Origin of the sequence: Klebsiella sp. SWET4, from assembly GCF_024296565.1 — a bacterium.
In the GTDB taxonomy this organism is placed as follows: domain Bacteria; phylum Pseudomonadota; class Gammaproteobacteria; order Enterobacterales; family Enterobacteriaceae; genus Klebsiella; species Klebsiella variicola.
The window spans coordinates 265,218-283,051 of record NZ_JANCOB010000004.1 but is presented as its reverse complement, the minus strand read 5'-3'; the positions used below and the strand labels follow the sequence as shown (position 1 = coordinate 283,051).

Genomic DNA, 17,834 nt, shown 5'->3' with positions numbered 1-17,834 from the left:
AGAGATTATCACTATGGCATCGACATTACTGATCCCCACTGCGCTACGCGCGTTCACCGACGGTCAGGGGAAGGTGACCCTCGAAGGTCACACCGTTGGGCAACTGGTCGCGGCGCTGGCGGCGCGATATCCGGACATTCAGCCGCATCTGTATGACGACGCAGGCGCGTTGCGCAGCTTTATCAATCTGTATGTGGGTGAGCACAATATTAAAACTACCGGTGGGCTGGAGACGCCGGTTAGCGATGGGGCGGAAGTGTTGCTGGTTCCCGCCATTGCCGGTGGCGTCGGGAAGGCGATATGAGCAGACCGAGCATTATCCCGGACGACCGTCTGTCGGCGCTGACGCATGCTGAGATTGCCCGCTACAGCCGCCACTTGCTGCTGCCGGAAGTCGGGCTTGAGGGGCAAAAGCGTCTGAAGGCCGCCCGCGTGTTACTTATTGGCACCGGCGGGTTGGGGGCGCCAGTGGCGCTTTATCTGGCCGCGGCGGGGGTTGGTAAGCTGGGGATTGTCGACTTTGATTTTGTCGATATCTCCAACCTGCAAAGGCAGATTATTCACAGCACCAAAGATATTAACCGCCCCAAAGTCGCTTCGGCGAAAGACAAGATTAAAGCAATTAACCCCGAGATTCAGGTGGAAACCTATAACACCACCCTGAGTAGTAAAAACGCGCTCGAGATCATCCGCGAATACGACCTGGTGGTCGACGGCACGGACAATTATCCCACCCGGTATCTGATCAACGATGCCTGCGTGTTACTGGGTAAGCCGCTGGTCTACGGCTCCATCTTCCAGTTTGAAGGGCAGGCCAGCGTTTTTTATGCCGGGCAAGGGCCCTGCTACCGCTGCCTTTATCCCGAGCCACCGCCGCCGGGGCTGGTGCCCTCCTGCGCGGAAGGCGGCGTGGTCGGTGTGTTGCCGGGCATTATTGGCACTATTCAGGCCGCGGAAGCCATCAAGCTTATCGTCGGCGGCAGCGAGAGCCTGATCGGCCGTCTGCTGCTCTTTGATGTGTGGCAGATGAAGCAACGTGAACTGCGGCTGGAGAGGGACCCCGGCTGTCCGGTCTGCGGTGAGCATCCGTCGATCCATGCGCTCATCGACTATGAGGAGTTTTGCGGGCTGAAACCTGATGAGTCAGAAGCACCCATTGAAAGCGTCACGGCGCTTGAGCTTCATGCGTGGATAGAGGAGGGAAAACCCCTGCAACTGATCGACATTCGTGAGCCCCACGAAAGAGCGATCGCAAAATTTCCGCAGGCCAAAGTGATGCCGCTGGGCCAGATAGTCAGACGTATCGATGAATTCGATCCGACGGTCGATGCGGTGTTTCTGTGCAAGATAGGGCAGCGCAGTATTTTCGCCATTCGGGCACTCCAGCGCGCAGGTTATCAGGGGCGCGTGATGAATTTAAAAGATGGCCTAAACGCCTGGGCGCGGGATGTCGATACCCGTTTACCGCAGTACTAACTTTCAGCTCCACTCTTTCAAACACTAAGGACTTATCATGGCAGAACAAAAAAGCATTAATGCACTGGGGCGTGAAGCCGCGTATCAGTTAGCGAATGTGACCAAAACGGCGCCGCAATTTGCGGCAATTACTCCGCGCTGGGTCAGTCGTTTTCTCGATTATAAAGGTCTGGAGTCGGGCATTTATCGCGTCAACAAGGTCGTGGAGGGGGAGACGCCGCTGGACGTATTATGCAGCCAGGACCCTTCACGCGTAGAGATACCACAGGGCTATATTGAGTATCAGACCACACCGCGTGAATATCAGCTGGATTCGATCTCGACCATTATTAACGTTGATACCAAAATTGCCGATCTCTACAGTTCGCCCTATGACCAGGCGTCAGAGCAAATTGCGCTGGCGATCGAAAGCCTGCGTGAACGCCAGGAAAGCCAGCTTATTAATAATGATGAATATGGACTGCTGAAAAATATTGATGACTCGCAGCGCATTCAGACCCGCAACGGCCGCCCGACGCCGGATGATCTGGATGAGTTGTTGTCAAAAGTGTGGAAAGAGCCTTCCTTCTTCCTCGCCCATCCGCGGGCCATTGCCGCCTTTCAGCGTGAAGCCACGCGACGCGGTGTGCCGCCGGTCACGGTGAACCTGCATGGCGGGACTTTTATTCTGTGGCGCGGTATTCCGCTGATCCCTTCCGATAAACTGTTTGTCGACGGACTGAAGAACCCAAAAAGCCAGGGCGGGAAAACCAATATTCTGCTGATTCGCTCCGGGGAAAGTAAACGCGGCGTGCTGGGGCTTTATCAGGAAGGGCTGCCAAACGAGCAGTCTCGCGGGCTGTCGGTGCGCTTCCGCGGGATCGATGATAACGGTGTGGCCTCTTATTTACTCTCACTTTATTGCTCCGCCGCGATCCTGGCCGATGATGCCATTGCTGTGCTGGAAGATGTTGAAGTGGGTGAATATTATGACTACGAGTAATTTATTCACGCTTCCCTATGCGCCGGGCGGATGGCCCGGCGAGGCGGGTGACGCCCCCTCTGCACGCGATTATGGTCTGCCCGACGCGTGGGATCTGCAAGGGTTGCTGAGCGATACGCCCGCCCGTCCGCGCGGAGTGGAGGCGGCCTACGCGCCGCGGGTGGTGCCACTGGGCCAGGAGAGCAGGGCGGATATCGCCCCTCGCGGGTTTGCAACATTGCCTGCTTTCGGCTCCCGGCCTGCGCCAGCGGCGCGGGTTGGGCAGATCCCCGTTGAGCGGATCCGTGCAGATTTTCCGATCCTTGCCGAACAGGTGGAGGGGCATCCGCTGGTGTGGCTGGATAATGCCGCGACGACCCAGCGCCCGAAGCAGGTTATCGAGCGCATCAGCCATTATTATTTGCACGAAAACTCGAACGTTCATCGGGCGGCGCATACGCTTGCCGCTCGTTCCACCGATGCTTATGAAGCCGCGCGGGAGAAAGTATCGCGTTTTATTGGCGCCCGCGGCCCGGAGAATATTATCTTCGTGCGCGGCACCACGGAGGGACTCAATCTTATCGCTCACAGCTACGTGAAGCCGCTGCTACGCCCTGGGGATGAAATTATCCTCACGCAGCTTGAGCATCACGCCAACATTGTGCCGTGGCAACTTATTGCGCAGGAGACGGGCGCGACGATCCGCGTTGCGCCGGTTGATGAGCACGGACAGCTGATTGTCGAGGAGTATATTCGGTTATTCAACGATAAAACCCGTTTTGTGTCCGCTACTCACGTTTCCAACGCCCTGGGGACCGTGACGCCGGTTCAGGAACTGGTGCAGATCGCCCATCGTTTTGGCGTGCGTATCGCCATCGACGGCGCGCAGTCTATCTCACATATCCCGACCAACGTCACGGCGCTGGATGCCGATTTCTTTGTCTTCTCCGGGCATAAAATTTTTGGACCTACCGGGATCGGCGTCGTCTATGGCAAGCAGGAGGTACTGGAAGCGGCGCGCCCGTATCAGGGCGGCGGGAACATGATTGCCGACGTGACCTTTGAGCTGACGCGCTATCAGCCTTCGCCGAATAAGTTTGAGGCGGGAACGGGCAATATTGCCGATGCCGTCGGGCTGGGGGCGGCCATCGACTATGTGACCTCACTGGGGATCGAAAATATTGCGCAGTATGAGCATGCCTTACTGGAGTATGGGATAGCGAAGCTGTCGGCTATTCCGGGCCTGACGTTGGTCGGCACCGCGGCGAACAAAACCAGCGTCTTGTCTTTTGTGCTGGCGGGGCATGAAAATGAAGCCGTGGGGCGCTATCTCAGTCAGGTTGGCATCGCTGTGCGGTCCGGGCATCACTGTGCGCAACCGATCCTGCGTCGTTTGGGCTATGAGAGTACCGTCCGGCCTTCGCTGGCTTTTTATAACACGCCGCAGGAAATTGATTTTCTCGCCGAACAGGTTGCCCGATTTGCCGCGCGGCAATGACGCCGTAAACCGCGTAAGGCCGCATGAAAACCGAAAAGCAAAAAGCCTGCTCGAAAGCAGGCTTTTTTAAATTTGGCTCCTCTGACTGGACTCGAACCAGTGACATACGGATTAACAGTCCGCCGTTCTACCGACTGAACTACAGAGGAATCGTGTGAACGGGGCGCATATTAACGATGCCATCCGGCCTTGTCAAAGCCTGATTCAAAGAATTGCGTTCAACTGCTGACAATTTCAACAACCCCTGGCTGGGCGCCGCTTTTTTCACCATTACGCACCGTTGCGGTGCAAAAATACCCCTAATGGGGCATACCACAATCTGCTTACCGGGCAAATAAAAGCTGGATTGTTATCACTATCCCTTATAACACGGCCTCTGGCGGGCAGCGGCAGCGCAATTGAAAAGCTGGCAAGCAAATTGCAGAACCAGTTACATCATACTTCCAGCGTTGACGCTGGCGTTCCTTACAGGAGGCAAAATGAACTTAAGACGACTGAAATATTTTGTGAAAATCGTCGATATCGGCAGTCTGACCCAGGCCGCTGAAGTCTTGCACATCGCACAACCGGCCCTGAGCCAGCAGGTCGCGACCCTGGAAGGTGAAATGGACCAGCAGTTGCTGATACGCACCAAGCGAGGGGTCACGCCAACGGAAGCCGGTAAAATACTCTACACCCATGCGCGAACCATCCTGCGCCAGTGTGAGCAGGCGCAGCTGGCGGTCAATAACGTCGGCCAGACGTTGCGTGGTCAGGTCTCGATTGGCCTGGCGCCGGGCACGGCAGCTTCTGCCATTACCATGCCGTTGCTGCAGACGGTGCGTAATGAGTTGCCCGAGGTGATGGTCTATCTGCAGGAGAGCAGCGGCACTGCGCTGAATGACAAGCTGCTGGCGGGTCAGCTGGATATGGCGGTGCTGTATGAGCGTTCGCCAGTGGCCGGTATCGTCAGCCAGCCGCTGCTGAAAGAGGATCTCTACCTGGTGGGTACCCGCGACTGCCCGGGACAGAGCGTGGATCTCACGGCGGTGGCGGAGATGAACCTGTTCCTGCCGCGGGATTACAGCGCGGTACGGGCGCGGGTCACCGAGGCGTTCACCCTGCGTCGTCTGTCGGCGAAAATTATCGGCGAGATCGAATCCATTACCACCCTGACTGCGGCTATCGCCAGCGGCATGGGGGCGACGGTCCTGCCGGAATCCGCTGCCCGCTCCCTGTGCGGCGCGGCAAACGGCTGGATGGCGCGGATTAGCACGCCGTCGATGAGCCTGTCGCTGTCGCTAAATATGTCGGCACGCGGCAGTCTGTCGCCGCAGGCGCAGGCGGTGAAAGAGATCCTGCTGTCTCTGGTGAGCCGCCCGTCGCTGGAGAACCGTGAACTGCAGCTGGTTAGTTAGGCTATATTCTCTTAAGGAATAAGTTGCTGGTTTTTATTATTTGTTACCTGGGACAACAGACTTTAACAATAGCAGATACGTTAAGTCCATTGGCCCGGAGGAAAGGGTGAACTTCCAGCAACTGAAAATTATCCGTGAGGCGGCCCGTCAGGATTACAACCTGACGGAAGTCGCGAATATGCTCTATACCTCGCAGTCAGGCGTCAGCCGCCATATCCGGGAACTGGAAGAGGAGCTGGGGATTGAGATCTTTATCCGTCGCGGTAAGCGCCTGTTAGGCATGACCGAGCCGGGTAAAGCGCTGTTATCCATTGCCGAGCGCATCCTCAATGAAGCCAGCAACGTCCGGCGGCTGGCGGATCTCTTTACCAATGATGCCTCCGGCGTCTTAACCATCGCCACCACCCACACCCAGGCGCGCTACAGCCTGCCGCCGGTGATTAAAGCCTTCCGCGAGCTGTTCTCAGATGTTCGCGTCGAGCTGGTGCAGGGCACCCCGCAGGAAATCGAAGCGCTGCTGCATAACGGCGGGGCGGATATCGGTATCGCCAGCGAGCGCCTGAGCAACGACCCGACGCTGGCGGCTTTCCCCTGGTTCCGCTGGCATCACAGCCTGCTGGTGCCGAAGGATCATCCTTTGACGCAGGTTTCTCCTCTGACGCTTGAGGCAATAGCCCGCTGGCCGTTAATCACCTACCGCCAGGGGATCACTGGCCGTTCGCGAATCGATGAGGCCTTCAACCGCAAGGGGTTGATGCCGGATATCGTGCTGAGCGCCCAGGATTCCGATGTCATCAAGACCTATGTCGAGCTGGGGCTGGGCGTAGGGCTGGTTGCCGAGCAGTCCGGAGATGCCCGGGAAGCGGACACCTTTACGCGTCTCGATACTCGTCATCTGTTCGATGCCAATACCGTGTGGCTGGGGTTGAAGCGGGGCCAGCTGCAGCGTAACTACGTCTGGCGCTTTATCGAACTGTGCAATGCCGGACTGTCGCTGGATGAAATTAAGCGTCAGGCGATGGAGCCGGAAGAGGCCGCTATCGACTATCAGATTTAAGCCATCGCGGTCAGCGGATCGAGGCGAGGAAATAACGCTATAATTCACACACGAGAGTCGCGACTGAGGAAGGGAAAATGACGATGCGGCGTGTGAAATTACTTTGTTCTGCGCTGATGCTGCTCGCCAGCCACGGCGCGCTGGCCGTCAGTTATCCGCTGCCGCCGGAGGGAAGTCGTCTGGTGGGCAGCGCATTTACCATCGCCGTGCCGGAGAACAACACCCAACCGCTGGAAAGTTTTGCTGCCCAGTACGGCCAGGGGTTGAGCAATATGCTGGAGGCCAACCCCGGCGTCGATGTCTATTTGCCGCACTCCGGTTCGACGCTGATTATTCCGCAACAGTTGATCCTGCCTGACACCGTGCGCGAAGGGATCGTCATCAACGTCGCCGAAATGCGTCTCTATTATTACCCGCCGCTGGGCAATAGTGTGGAAGTGCTGCCAATCGGCATTGGCCAGGCCGGACGCGAAACCCCGCGTAACTGGGTGACGGCGGTAGAGCGCAAGCAGGAGGGACCGACCTGGGTTCCGACCGCCAATACCCGGCGCGAGTATGCGAAAGAGGGCAAAACCCTGCCGGCGCTGGTGCCGCCCGGGCCAGATAATCCGATGGGGCTGTATGCGATCTACATCGGCAGGCTGTACGCCATCCACGGCACCAACGCTAACTTTGGCATTGGGCTGCGCGTCAGCCAGGGATGCATTCGCCTGCGCAATGACGATATTAAATTCCTGTTTGATAACGTACCGGTGGGGACGCGCGTCCAGCTGATCGATCAGCCGGTGAAGTACACCGTGGAGCCGGACGGCAGCCATTGGCTGGAGGTGCACGAGCCGCTGTCGCGCAATCGGGCGGAATTTGAATCCGACAGAAAAGTCCCCTTGCCGATGACCTCGGCGCTACGCGAGTTTACTCAGGGGCCGGGAGTGAGTCCTTCGCAGGCCGAGCAAACCCTGCAGCGCCGCTCCGGCATGCCGGTGAATATCAGCGCTGCAGCGGTGCAGGGGAGTTTGTAAGTGTCGAACGACTGGCTGTCCCTGGCGGGCTGACCGCCCTCTGCTTAGTTCGCTTCCATAAAGTTGGGTAAGTCGGGGACAGGCAGCACGGAAAGCACTTTTAAACGCTGAAGGGTCCGGGATTGCGCGCGTTCGAGGTGATCTTTCAGGCAGGCGGCCGCCAGCGCCCAGTTTCCTTTCAGCAACATGTCATACACCAGAGCGTGTTCTTCCAGGGTGGCGGTTTCTACCGGAATGGCCAGTAAATCATAGAAGATACGCGTGATGATGAAAGGAGACTGATGCTGGCGCAGGATCTGCATCATCAGCTTATTACCTGCGGGCTCGAGGCAGCGGATGTGAAGATCTTCTTCCAGTAACTCCAGTTCCGCGGCAGTCAATTGTCGACCTTTATAACCTTGCGTCTTTTGCAGCATGGACGCCAGCCACGCCGACGAAAGGTGAGGTCCAGCCTTGCACAACGCTGCGGGTTCGAGGCTGGCGCGGATCTCGAAGTGATCGGCGATTTCGCGCGCGGTAAGCGGGCCGGTCAACCACTGTGAGTAAGGCTCTTTTTCTACCAGTCCCTTGTCGCGCAAACGCATCAGACTTTCACGGATTACCGAGCGGCTAACATTATAATATTGTGCCGCTTTTTGCTCATTTACCGAATAACAGCCAAATACCATGGCTGTTGAGAGTACAACCTGCAGGTTCTCCAGCACCTTTTCACCACTGGTGCGGGTATCCACCAATGGCTGCTGTTCATCAAGGCCGAAGAGCTCCCTGGTCAAGGCGAGGCGCAATGGCTCGACCTCTTCGTCAGGCTGTGCCACGATAAAACCACGCCCCTCGAAGCGGGTAATTAACCCTTCTTCATGTAACAGACTGAGCGCCCGACGCACCGGCACCCGGCTGGTACCGAATAGTTGTGCTAACGGACCCTCCAGAAGTACCAGCCCCTTTGGCACTCGCTGGGCAACCAGAATATGACGTAAAAACTGACGAATAACTTCATAGCGCGCAGCGGCGGTATCTTCCGTTGCCGCATGCGAAGGGTTTGTCTGCATGACCATATTTTCGATCCTTACCTCATCAAACTTACCTTATCACATCCTGAGCGGTGTCATACCAACCCCCATCATTAGCACCGCGGTAGTGCAGGCTGCCCATTAATGGATCATTACATAAAATATACATTTATAACTCCTGTTCATGATGCTCTTCTACACTTGTTATCTCATTACCCTACCCGCTTATATCTTCTTGAAATTACTGCAATAAAACAAAATTAATACGATATGATCACATTTTAGACACTTTGTTGTCATTCTTCTGGCACTTGTTTTGCTATGTTTAAATGGATTTTTATTTAAATATACATTTAAGGGTGATATGAACGCGAATACGATTCGCCTGCAATTTCAGCGGGGCCAGATTGATGCCTGTGCCATTGCGGCGTTGTTTGCCAGAGGTCAGCTTTCGCCACTTGCGTTTACGGAAGCCTGCCTGACGGCGGCCAAAGAGACCCAGGGGATTTTTATTACACTGACTCCCGAACGCGCCCGTCAGGAGGCTGCCGCCTCGACGCAGCGCTGGCGCGAGGGCGCGCCGCTGAGCCCATTGGATGGTATTCCGGTCTGCTGGAAAGATTTATTCGATATCGCCGGGACCCGAACCACTGCAGGATCCGCAACCCGCCTGGATGCGCCTCTCGCGACACACGATGCCGGAATGGTGGCGCGCCTGACGCAGGCGGGAATGGTGACTATCGGCAAAACCAATCTGAGTGAGTTTGCCTTTTCCGGTCTGGGTATTAACCCAACGTTTACCACGCCGGCATTACTGGCAACCGATGGCGAGGAACATGTTCCTGGCGGCTCTTCCAGCGGCGCGGCGCGAGCGGTTGCTCAAGGGGTGGCCTGCATTGCAATAGGAACGGACACCGCGGGTTCCGTGCGCATCCCTGCTGCGTTTAGCGGAGTGATCGGTTTTCGCGCCAGCCGTCATCGCTATGACGCGAGCGGAGTGTTTCCCCTGGCGGCGTCTCTCGATACGCTCGGGCCTCTTTGTCGCAGCGTCCGTGATGCTTACGCCCTTGATGTCATTCTCTGTGGCGAGGAGACGTCGTCGTCGACGGTGTCACGGTTAATTGTCGATCCGGAAATTCTCAATGCCGCTGATATTAGCGTCCGTGACAACAGTGCTTCGTTGCTGTCCCGATTAGCGGCGTCAGGCGTCGTTGTTGAATATCGGCGCCTGCCAGCCTTACATGAAGCACTTAACTGGATTGCTCACCATGGCTGGCCAGGGGCGATTGAAGCCTTTCAGTTACATGCCTCTCTGCTGGCGTCACCGGCAGCAACAGCGATGGATCCCCTCATTCGCCGCCGACTGCTGGCCTCCGGCACGATTGATCCGGCGGTGCTCACCACCTTTTTGCGTCTACGTCCGATCTGGCAGCAGGCACTGGCTGAAGAACTCAATGGCGCGATTTTAGTGACACCAACGGTCGCGCATACCGCGCCGCGGCTGGCGCCCTTGCAGGCGGATGCCGAGGCATTTGCCTTCGCCAATAGCGCCACGCTGCGCTTAACCATGCCAGGCAGTTTACTGGATATGCCCGGTCTCGCTGTGCCAAGCGGTACGACCGCGAACGGCCTGTATACCAGTCTGCTTTTCTCTTCACCGAACGGTGAAGATCGCTCGCTTTTAAGCGCTGCCTGTGCGGTAGCGCATCTGCTGGCGCCTTCCAAAGGTGATGGCGCTAATTCGTTATCCCTCAACTCAAAAGGAAAATAAACATGGCCAAAGAAATCCTTTGCGCATTTGGTGTGGACGTTGATGCCGTTGCCGGCTGGCTGGGGTCATACGGTGGCGAAGATTCTCCGGATGATATTTCACGCGGCTTGTTTGCCGGGGAAGTGGGCGCGCCGCGGCTGCTGAAACTGTTCGCGGAGCAGCAATTACGTACGACGTGGTTTATTCCCGGGCATTCGATAGAAACCTTTCCGGAGCAGATGAAAGCGGTTGTGGAGGCAGGACATGAGGTGGGGATCCATGGTTATAGCCATGAGAACCCGATTGCCATGACACCTGCCCAGGAGGAAGCGGTGCTGGATCGTAGCATCGAACTGGTGACGCAGTTAGCCGGTAAACGCCCAACCGGGTATGTGGCGCCGTGGTGGGAGTTTAGCAATGTGACTAACGAGCTGCTGTTAAAAAAGGGCATTAAATACGACCACAGTCTGATGCACAACGACTTCCATCCGTACTATGTCAGGGTTGGCGACAGCTGGACAAAAATCGACTACAGCAAGCATCCCGATGCGTGGATGAAACCATTGCAGCGCGGACAGGAGACGGATCTGGTTGAAATTCCAGCCAACTGGTACCTCGACGATCTACCACCGATGATGTTTATCAAAAAATCCCCTAATAGCCATGGCTTCGTTAACCCTCGTCATCTGGAGGAGATGTGGCGCGACCAGTTCGACTGGGTCTATCGCGAAAATGAGTACGCCGTCTTCACCATGACTATCCATCCCGATGTTTCCGGCCGTCCTCAGGTGTTGTTAATGCTTGAACGCCTGATTCAGTACATCCGTAGCCACGATGGCGTTCGCTTCGTGACCTTTGACGAAATTGCAGATGATTTTAAAGCGCGCAAACCGCGCTCGGCATAATGTCATTTACCCCCTGACAGAGGGATTACGCTATGAGCATTTTTAACAAGACTTCCGTAAACGGCTGGCAGCCGCAGCAGTTAACCATCAAGGATGTGAAATTTGCCACCTGGATTGCCTTTTTTGCCTGGGTTTTCGCTGTCTACGATTTCATCCTTTTTGGCACATTATTGCCGGAAATCGGTCTCCATTTTGGCTGGGATGAGGTAGAGCAAGCGGAAATCGCCACCTGGGTGGCGGTTGGCGGCGCAGTGATTGCGCTGGCGATTGGTCCGCTGGTCGATCGTCTGGGACGCCGGATGGGGATTGTCATTACCGTTGGCGGTGCCGCGTTGTGCTCATTATTGACCGCTGTGGGCGGTGCATGGGGGAAAGGGGCGCTGACGGCCATTCGCTCTGTCGCGGGGTTGGGCTACGCGGAACAAACGGTGAACGCTACCTATTTATCAGAACTGTATACCGCGCTCGACGATCCAAAACTCAATAAACGTAAAGGGTTTGTCTACAGTCTTGTGCAAGGTGGTTGGCCGGTCGGTGCACTAGTCGCTTCAGCGCTGACCGCCATTTTAATGCCCATCATCGGCTGGCAGGGCAGCTTCATTTTTGCAGCATTACCCTCACTGGTTATCGCTGTGCTGGCGCTAAAACTTAAAGAAACACCTCAATTCCAGGTACAAAAGAAAATCCAACATTTGCGTGAACAAGGGCAGGTCGCCGAAGCCCGTCAGGTAGCCCAGGATTATCAGATTTCATGGGAGGAACATCACCGCGGTGGGATTGCCGCAGCGTTTCGAGGCACATCGCTGCGCGCCACCCTGGTACTGGGGGCGGCGGTACTGATCAACTGGTTTGCCATTCAGATTTTTAGCGTGCTCGGTACGACGGTCATCACCAAAACCCATGATGTTTCTTTTAACAACTCGTTGCTTATCTTAATCCTGTCCAATCTGGTGGGCTATTGCGGTTACCTGGCCCATGGCTGGCTGGGTGACCGGATTGGGCGTCGTAATACTATCGCGGTCGGCTGGATGCTGGGGGGGGTGGCGTTTGCTGGCATGCTCTACTGCCCGGACAACTTTGCCACTATCGTCACGCTCTACAGTATTGGTTTGTTCTTCCTGATTGGTCCCTACGCTGCAGCGCTGTTTTTCATTAGTGAAAGCTTTCCTACCGCCATCCGTGCTACGGCAGGGGCGTTGATTGGCGCGATGGGACCGGTCGGGGCGATCATCGCCAGCGTTGGTACCACCGCAGTGTTAAGCCATGGAGGGCACTGGCAGGATGCTGCGCTGTGGTTTGGCGCCATACCCTGCTTTATCTCAGGTGTGGTGATGTGGCTGGCGCGTGGCGATGTCCAGCGCGCGTCAGGGATGAACAAGACCGTTAACACACAACCTCAGGCGTAAGGAGCGATGATGGAAACCACAAACATCAGTCAGCGAGTAGCGGCAATCAGTGGTGCGGCAAGCGGCATTGGTCTGGCGCTGGCCACCCTGTATGCCCGCCGCGGAATACGGGTGATCGCCGGTTACTACCCGGACGATCCGCATGACCCTACTGTCGCTGCTGCACAGGTTGAGGAGGCTGGTGGCGATGCACTCTGGCTGCCGCTGAATGTCGCCGATACGGCGTCGGTTGATACGTTTATAGCGCAAGGCGTCGCTCATTATGGCCGTCTTGATTATGTCATCGCCAATGCGGGGATCTTACGCTGCGCGTCTATTGAAGAGATGAACGACGACCGCTGGAACGAAATGCTTAATGTGGACCTCACCGGCGTGATGCGGTGTTTCCGGGCGGCTACGCCACGACTGATCAGCGGTGGGAGTTTGGTCGCAATCTCATCGATTGCCGGGGGCGTCTATGGCTGGCAGGAGCACGCCCACTACGCGGCGGCGAAAGCCGCAGTCCCAGGGATTTGTCGCTCACTGGCCGTTGAGCTTGCACCGCGAGGTATTCGCTGCAACGCCGTGATCCCCGGATTGATTGAAACCCCACAGTCGCTGGATAAGCAGAACTCTCTGGGGCCGGAGGGGCTGGCAAAAGCAGCCAGATCGATTCCACTGGGACGGGTTGGCTGTCCGGATGATATCGCTCGCGTAGTGGCTTTTCTCACCAGCGACGAAAGCCGCTATCTGACCGGGCAAAGCCTTATTGTCGACGGTGGTTTGACCGTCCGCTGGCCGGATTAAGGAGCCACTATGCAGTTGCAAAACAGACGTTGTGTTGTGACGGGCGCGGCAAGTGGTATCGGCGAGGCTATCGCACTGCTTTTTGCCGGCGAAGGGGCACGACTGATACTCACCGACCGGGACCGTAATAAACTGGAAGAGGTGGTACAGCGTTGTCGGTTAATTGGGGCGCATTGCTATGGCGTGGTGGCTGATGTCGGCGAGGTCGACGGGGCAACGGCTGGCGTGGATGCCAGCCTGGGGCACTATGAAGGGATTGATGTGCTGGTCAACAACGCAGGCATGCTTACCCAGGCTCCCTGCACCGATATCACTCTGGATATGTGGGAAACCATGATGGCCGTCGATCTGCGCAGCGTGTTTCTGGCCTGCCAGCGAGCTCTGCCAGTGATGTTAAGCCAACGCTGGGGACGCATTATCAATATCGCTTCCCAACTGGGCATCAAAGGTGGGGCAGAGCTGTGTCACTATGCGGCCGCTAAGGCTGGCGTGATCGGCCTGACGAAATCTCTGGCGCTGGAAGTCTCCAGCCGAAATGTGCTGGTTAACGCTATCGCCCCAGGACCGATTGAAACCCCGCTTATTGAGGGTATTCACCAGGCGTGGAAAACGGCCAAAACGGCGGAGCTGCCGCTGGGGCGCTTTGGGCGAGCAGAAGAAGTGGCGCCGGTGGCGCTGCTGCTGGCCAGCGAGCCTGGGGGTAACCTGTTCGTTGGCCAGACGCTGGGGCCAAATTCGGGTGATGTGATGCCTTGAGGAGTGGATGATGTGCGGAGTGTGCGGCCTGCTTGATAACGGGCCGCAGTGGAGCGATCCGCTGCGGCAGGATATTCCCCTACGCCAGCTGCGTCTGCGGCAGCTGGCATTACTAAACCGTACGCTGAAGCCCTGGCGCCTCTCGCTGACGGAGTTTCATGGTCAATGGCTACTGGCCAGCCCGACGGGACAACAGGTGCTGGTCCACTCCCTGGATCGGTTGTGGAAAGAAGCCGAGAACATGCTGCATCAGGCGATTGATCCGCTCGATGATGCCTGGTTAGCCTCGCTTGAGGCCAAAGGGGAAAACGATGCCTGCTGAAGAGAAATTACCCCTCCATGTGCTGAGCGGGTTCCTGGGTAGCGGTAAAACAACGCTGCTGAAAAACTGGCTCGCCCGGCAGAACGTGAACTATATTGCTCTGCTGGTGAATGAGTTTGGCGAGGTGGGGATCGACCATCACCTGCTTCACGCAGTCGCGCCGGATACTGTGTTATTGCCGAGCGGTTGCGTATGCTGTCAGATTCGTGGGGAATTGCAGGCCGCTCTGCTGGCGCTTTATGAACGGCGGGCGCGCGGCCTGATCCCGGCGTTTCGCTACGTTGTTCTGGAAACCAGCGGGCTGGCCGATCCGGCTCCCATCTTATCGACACTTCTCCACGATCGTCAGTTGCAGAGCCATTTCACGCCAGGGACGCTGGTCACACTCGTCGATGCGGAACATGCCCACCGTCAAGCCGATCTTCAGCCCGAGTGGCTTGCGCAGGTGACGGCGGCGGACAAACTGCTGGTGAGTAAAAGCGATCGCATTGCCCCCGAGGAGACGGTGACGCTCGAGCAATGGCTGCGTCAGCTTAATCCGCTGGCGGAAGTGAGCACTACGCGGCTGGCGCAGGATACCCCGGACTGGCTGTTCCGAAGTGAAGTATTTCGCGGCTCTTATGAACAGCGTTTCCGCTGGTTAGGGTCATGTGCTGACAACACGTTTTCGTTGGTGCCAAAGCGCGATGGCGGGGCGCATCCCACGACAGAAACATGCGTGATTTCGCTTGAGCAGTCGTTAAACTGGCCCGCTTTTGCTATCTGGTTATCCATGCTATTACATTGCCATGGTAACGCGGTGCTGAGAATGAAAGGCATTTTGCGTGTAAGCGACAGTGAGACTCCGGTGGTTATTCATGGTGTACAGCACACGTTGCATCCTCCGGTGCATTTGGATGACTGGCCTGGAGCCTTAAGCCATTCAACGTTGGTATTTATCTTACGTGGACTGGAGGCGCATCGCTTGCAGCAAGCCTTTAGCCGCTTTATGCAAGTATCACAGGAGTCCTGAAGGGATGAGTTCTGCGGCGATTATTTCTCCTCCATTAACGCTTCGGGTGTTGGGCACGTCGGTGACATTACTGGAGATATTGCGTGTTCGCGCTGAGCAGGAGCTGGGGATTAAGATCGAATACCTGCTGCATAGCGTGGAAGATGCCCAGCGCATCGCGGTTATGCAACCTGACAGTTACGATCTCTATGACCAGTGGTTTCATAATATCGATTTTGTCTGGCCGGCCCGTGCTATTCAGCCGCTGGAGGTGAAGCGGCTGAAATATTGGGACGAGGTGAACGAACTGGCGAAGCAGGGCACCCTGAACGGCGTTGTGGCCGATGGCAGCGTACCGTCCCAGCGCTTGTACGTTCAACGGGATCGCCATTTAAGCAGCCAGCCGAGCGATCTCATCAGCATGCTGCCATTGACGCATAATGCCGATAGCTTTGCTTATCATGTCGACCGTCTTCCCGAGGCGCTTCAGCAGGAAGAAGAGAGTTGGGGATGGTTGCTGCATAGCGCGCTTACTGGCGCGGTCGCCCTGCAAGAGGATGCAGCTATGGGAGGGATCGATGCCGCTCTGGCCATGCAGGGCGCGGGGATGGCGCAGTTTGCCGATATTGGCAATTTGACGTTGGAAGAGATCGATGTTTTGACACAAGGATTAGCCCATCTTAATCGCCAGGGACACTTTGCCGCATTCTGGTCGTCCCAGGAGCAGGCATGCGATTTAATCGATAATCGATGCGTTGAGGTCCAGAGCTTATGGGCTCCCATCTATTTCCGGCACCATTTCCATCAGCGAGGCTATAAAATGGCGCGCCCACGTGAAGGCTATCGGGCGTGGTATGGCGGCATGTCGCTGTCTCGCTGCGTGACTGGGAAGGTAAAAGAAGCGGCCTATGATTACCTTAACTGGTGGCAGTCTGGTTGGCCCGGCGCAGTAATGGCCCGGCAGGGGTATTATATTTCCAACCCTCAGCGAAGCCGCGCTTTTCTGTCTCAGGCCGAATGGGACTATTGGTATGCAGGAAAACCGGCAGCTGAATTACTCCTCGATGCCTCTGGCGCGCCGCTTATTCCTGCGGGTGAGCGTCGGGATGGTGGAAGCTACGAGCAGCGGATGGGACATATTGCGGTATGGAATTCGGTGATGGATGAACATAACTATCTGACGCGACGCTGGCAGGAGGCGCTGATGCGCCGCTAGCTCTTATGCGGCTGGGCCGGACAGAACTGAGGCAGACCTGACGGAAGCTAAAAAGCAAAAAGCCTGCTCGAAAGCAGGCTTTTTTAAATTTGGCTCCTCTGACTGGACTCGAACCAGTGACATACGGATTAACAGTCCGCCGTTCTACCGACTGAACTACAGAGGAATCGTGTGAACGAGGCGCATACTACTGGCCTCGCATTTTTGTGTCAACACTAAAATTAACTTGCTGATTCAACTGGCTAAATTTAGCTCAAGGCGTTGTTTTAGTGAACAATGCGCCGATTGTCTTCATCCTGCAGGCCATTCTCACGTATCCGCTGCAGCGGATCCTGCTGGTAGAAGTGGCAAAAACGCTGCCACAGGGCGGGGAAGCGGGGCGCGAACAACTCGGGCGCGCTGAAAAAATATTCCGAGAGGACGGCAAAGCACTCCGCGGGGTCGGTGGCGGCATAGGCGTCAATGCTGGCGGCGCTTTCCCCCACCAGGTCTATCTCATCCTGAATATTGTTCATTGCCGCGTGGAGATCGTGCTCCCAGCCGGCAACCTCGCGTAATGGGATAAGCGGCACGCCGCTGGCCCGATCGCCATTCCTCGCATCCAGCTTATGCGCCACCTCGTGCACCACGAGGTTAAAGCCTGACGCATCAAAGGAGTCCTGAATATCCAGCCAGTTCAGCACTACAGGCCCCTGCTGCCAGCTTTGTCCCGATTGCACCACCCGCTGGTTATGGACCAGACCAATATCATCTTCCCATTCATCATCCACGACGAACGGGGCTGGGTAGATCAGCACTTCATGGAAACCGTCCAGCCACTCTATTCCCAGCTCAAGCACTGGCAGACAAAAGAGCAGGGCAATGCGTGCCTGATGCAGCGGGGTGAGCTCCAGCCCCTGCAGCGCCACCAGACGTTTTTGCTGTAAGAAACGGGCAGCCAACTGAGTAAGCTTGCGCTGCTCAGTGGGAGAAAGATGGGCTAAAACCGGAATGGCAAGCGCTTGCTCCCAGGGCATCTCTGCGTTGCCGGACTCATCATCTGCTTTCCAGGGCCATTTAAACATCATATTGCTCGCAAAGTCGTCACTTGAACACGATTACCGAAACGGGAGCTATTAAAATGCCAAAGATCCTGGCATTATAGCAACCACAACAGCGGAGAGATGCCGGAGCGGCTGAACGGACCGGTCTCGAAAACCGGAGTAGGGGCAACTCTACCGGGGGTTCAAATCCCCCTCTCTCCGCCACTTTTCTCTTAATGACCATTCCCCTTCAATCACACCG

The 17,834-nt window shown here is 56.5% G+C and carries 17 protein-coding genes and 3 tRNA genes; 16 read left to right on the top strand and 4 right to left on the bottom strand.

Annotation, left to right across the window (positions count from 1 at the left end; translation table 11 throughout):
* Positions 1-13 precede the first annotated feature (13 nt).
* From NKJ21_RS12720 to NKJ21_RS12705, 4 genes are read left to right on the top strand one after another with little or no spacing between them, the layout of a single operon-like run.
* Positions 14-304, top strand: coding sequence for a MoaD/ThiS family protein (locus NKJ21_RS12720; RefSeq protein WP_008804180.1), 291 nt, complete (start codon positions 14-16; stop codon positions 302-304).
* Entirely contained in the window at positions 301-1,476 is a 1,176-nt protein-coding gene (gene moeB / locus NKJ21_RS12715; protein ID WP_012541141.1) for a molybdopterin-synthase adenylyltransferase MoeB, read from the top strand. Before NKJ21_RS12720 ends, moeB begins: the two co-directional genes overlap by 4 nt.
* Positions 1,477-1,513: 37 nt before the next feature.
* Positions 1,514-2,458: a family 2A encapsulin nanocompartment shell protein gene (locus NKJ21_RS12710; RefSeq protein WP_008804182.1), complete on the top strand. Its 945-nt coding sequence runs from the start codon at positions 1,514-1,516 to the stop codon at positions 2,456-2,458.
* Positions 2,445-3,935 carry a cysteine desulfurase gene (locus tag NKJ21_RS12705; RefSeq protein WP_080783256.1) on the top strand — a complete coding sequence of 497 codons (1,491 nt, stop codon included), beginning with the start codon at positions 2,445-2,447 and terminating at the stop codon, positions 3,933-3,935. Before NKJ21_RS12710 ends, NKJ21_RS12705 begins: the two co-directional genes overlap by 14 nt.
* Positions 3,936-4,008: 73 nt before the next feature.
* Here the strand turns inward: NKJ21_RS12705 and NKJ21_RS12700 are convergent.
* A tRNA-Asn gene (locus NKJ21_RS12700) sits at positions 4,009-4,084 on the bottom strand.
* A gap of 330 nt (positions 4,085-4,414) precedes the next feature.
* On the opposite strand from NKJ21_RS12700, the gene nac reads away from it, so the two are divergent.
* The 3 genes from nac to ldtA all read left to right on the top strand — a co-directional run bounded on the left by nac (position 4,415) and on the right by ldtA (position 7,408).
* Positions 4,415-5,332, top strand: a complete 918-nt coding sequence (gene nac, locus NKJ21_RS12695; protein ID WP_002911729.1) for a nitrogen assimilation transcriptional regulator NAC — start codon at positions 4,415-4,417, stop codon at positions 5,330-5,332.
* A gap of 106 nt (positions 5,333-5,438) precedes the next feature.
* Positions 5,439-6,389, top strand: coding sequence for an HTH-type transcriptional regulator Cbl (gene cbl / locus NKJ21_RS12690; protein ID WP_004180456.1), 951 nt, complete (start codon positions 5,439-5,441; stop codon positions 6,387-6,389).
* 77 nt (positions 6,390-6,466) lie between these two features.
* The gene (ldtA, locus tag NKJ21_RS12685) at positions 6,467-7,408 is read left to right on the top strand and encodes a L,D-transpeptidase (protein ID WP_012967646.1); all 942 of its coding nucleotides are present in this window, start codon (positions 6,467-6,469) and stop codon (positions 7,406-7,408) included.
* A gap of 44 nt (positions 7,409-7,452) precedes the next feature.
* On the opposite strand, the gene NKJ21_RS12680 is transcribed toward ldtA, so the two are convergent.
* On the bottom strand, positions 7,453-8,463 hold the full coding sequence (locus tag NKJ21_RS12680; protein ID WP_016161421.1) for a GntR family transcriptional regulator: 1,011 nt from the start codon (positions 8,461-8,463) through the stop codon (positions 7,453-7,455).
* Between the two features lie 319 nt (positions 8,464-8,782).
* On the opposite strand from NKJ21_RS12680, the gene NKJ21_RS12675 reads away from it, so the two are divergent.
* Genes NKJ21_RS12675 through NKJ21_RS12640 form a run of 8 tightly spaced genes read left to right on the top strand, consistent with a single transcriptional unit; the run spans position 8,783 to position 16,550 of the window.
* Entirely contained in the window at positions 8,783-10,189 is a 1,407-nt protein-coding gene (locus tag NKJ21_RS12675; RefSeq protein WP_064144070.1) for an amidase family protein, read from the top strand.
* 2 nt (positions 10,190-10,191) lie between these two features.
* Positions 10,192-11,073, top strand: coding sequence for a polysaccharide deacetylase (locus tag NKJ21_RS12670; protein ID WP_016161418.1), 882 nt, complete (start codon positions 10,192-10,194; stop codon positions 11,071-11,073).
* Positions 11,074-11,105: 32 nt separating this feature from the next.
* Positions 11,106-12,479 carry an MFS transporter gene (locus NKJ21_RS12665; RefSeq protein ID WP_022065160.1) on the top strand — a complete coding sequence of 458 codons (1,374 nt, stop codon included), beginning with the start codon at positions 11,106-11,108 and terminating at the stop codon, positions 12,477-12,479.
* Positions 12,480-12,488: 9 nt separating this feature from the next.
* Positions 12,489-13,265, top strand: a complete 777-nt coding sequence (locus tag NKJ21_RS12660; protein WP_016161416.1) for an SDR family NAD(P)-dependent oxidoreductase — start codon at positions 12,489-12,491, stop codon at positions 13,263-13,265.
* Between the two features lie 9 nt (positions 13,266-13,274).
* A complete protein-coding gene (locus NKJ21_RS12655) occupies positions 13,275-14,021 on the top strand; it encodes an SDR family NAD(P)-dependent oxidoreductase (protein WP_016161415.1) in 747 nt (248 codons plus the stop codon).
* Positions 14,022-14,031: 10 nt separating this feature from the next.
* Positions 14,032-14,343, top strand: coding sequence for a hypothetical protein (locus tag NKJ21_RS12650; RefSeq protein WP_016161414.1), 312 nt, complete (start codon positions 14,032-14,034; stop codon positions 14,341-14,343).
* Complete coding sequence (locus NKJ21_RS12645) at positions 14,333-15,355, top strand: GTP-binding protein (RefSeq protein WP_254732923.1); 1,023 nt, start codon at positions 14,333-14,335, stop codon at positions 15,353-15,355. Before NKJ21_RS12650 ends, NKJ21_RS12645 begins: the two co-directional genes overlap by 11 nt.
* 4 nt (positions 15,356-15,359) lie before the next feature.
* A complete protein-coding gene (locus NKJ21_RS12640; RefSeq protein ID WP_016161412.1) occupies positions 15,360-16,550 on the top strand; it encodes a PotD/PotF family extracellular solute-binding protein in 1,191 nt (396 codons plus the stop codon).
* Positions 16,551-16,640: 90 nt separating this feature from the next.
* On the opposite strand, the gene NKJ21_RS12635 is transcribed toward NKJ21_RS12640, so the two are convergent.
* Together NKJ21_RS12635 and mtfA are read right to left on the bottom strand one after the other, a co-directional pair.
* A tRNA-Asn gene (locus NKJ21_RS12635) sits at positions 16,641-16,716 on the bottom strand.
* Positions 16,717-16,816: 100 nt separating this feature from the next.
* Entirely contained in the window at positions 16,817-17,617 is an 801-nt protein-coding gene (mtfA, locus tag NKJ21_RS12630; RefSeq protein WP_008804199.1) for a DgsA anti-repressor MtfA, read from the bottom strand.
* A gap of 90 nt (positions 17,618-17,707) precedes the next feature.
* Here mtfA and NKJ21_RS12625 point away from each other — a divergent pair.
* Positions 17,708-17,797: transfer RNA gene (locus NKJ21_RS12625), tRNA-Ser, on the top strand.
* The last annotated feature ends 37 nt before the right edge of the window (positions 17,798-17,834 follow it).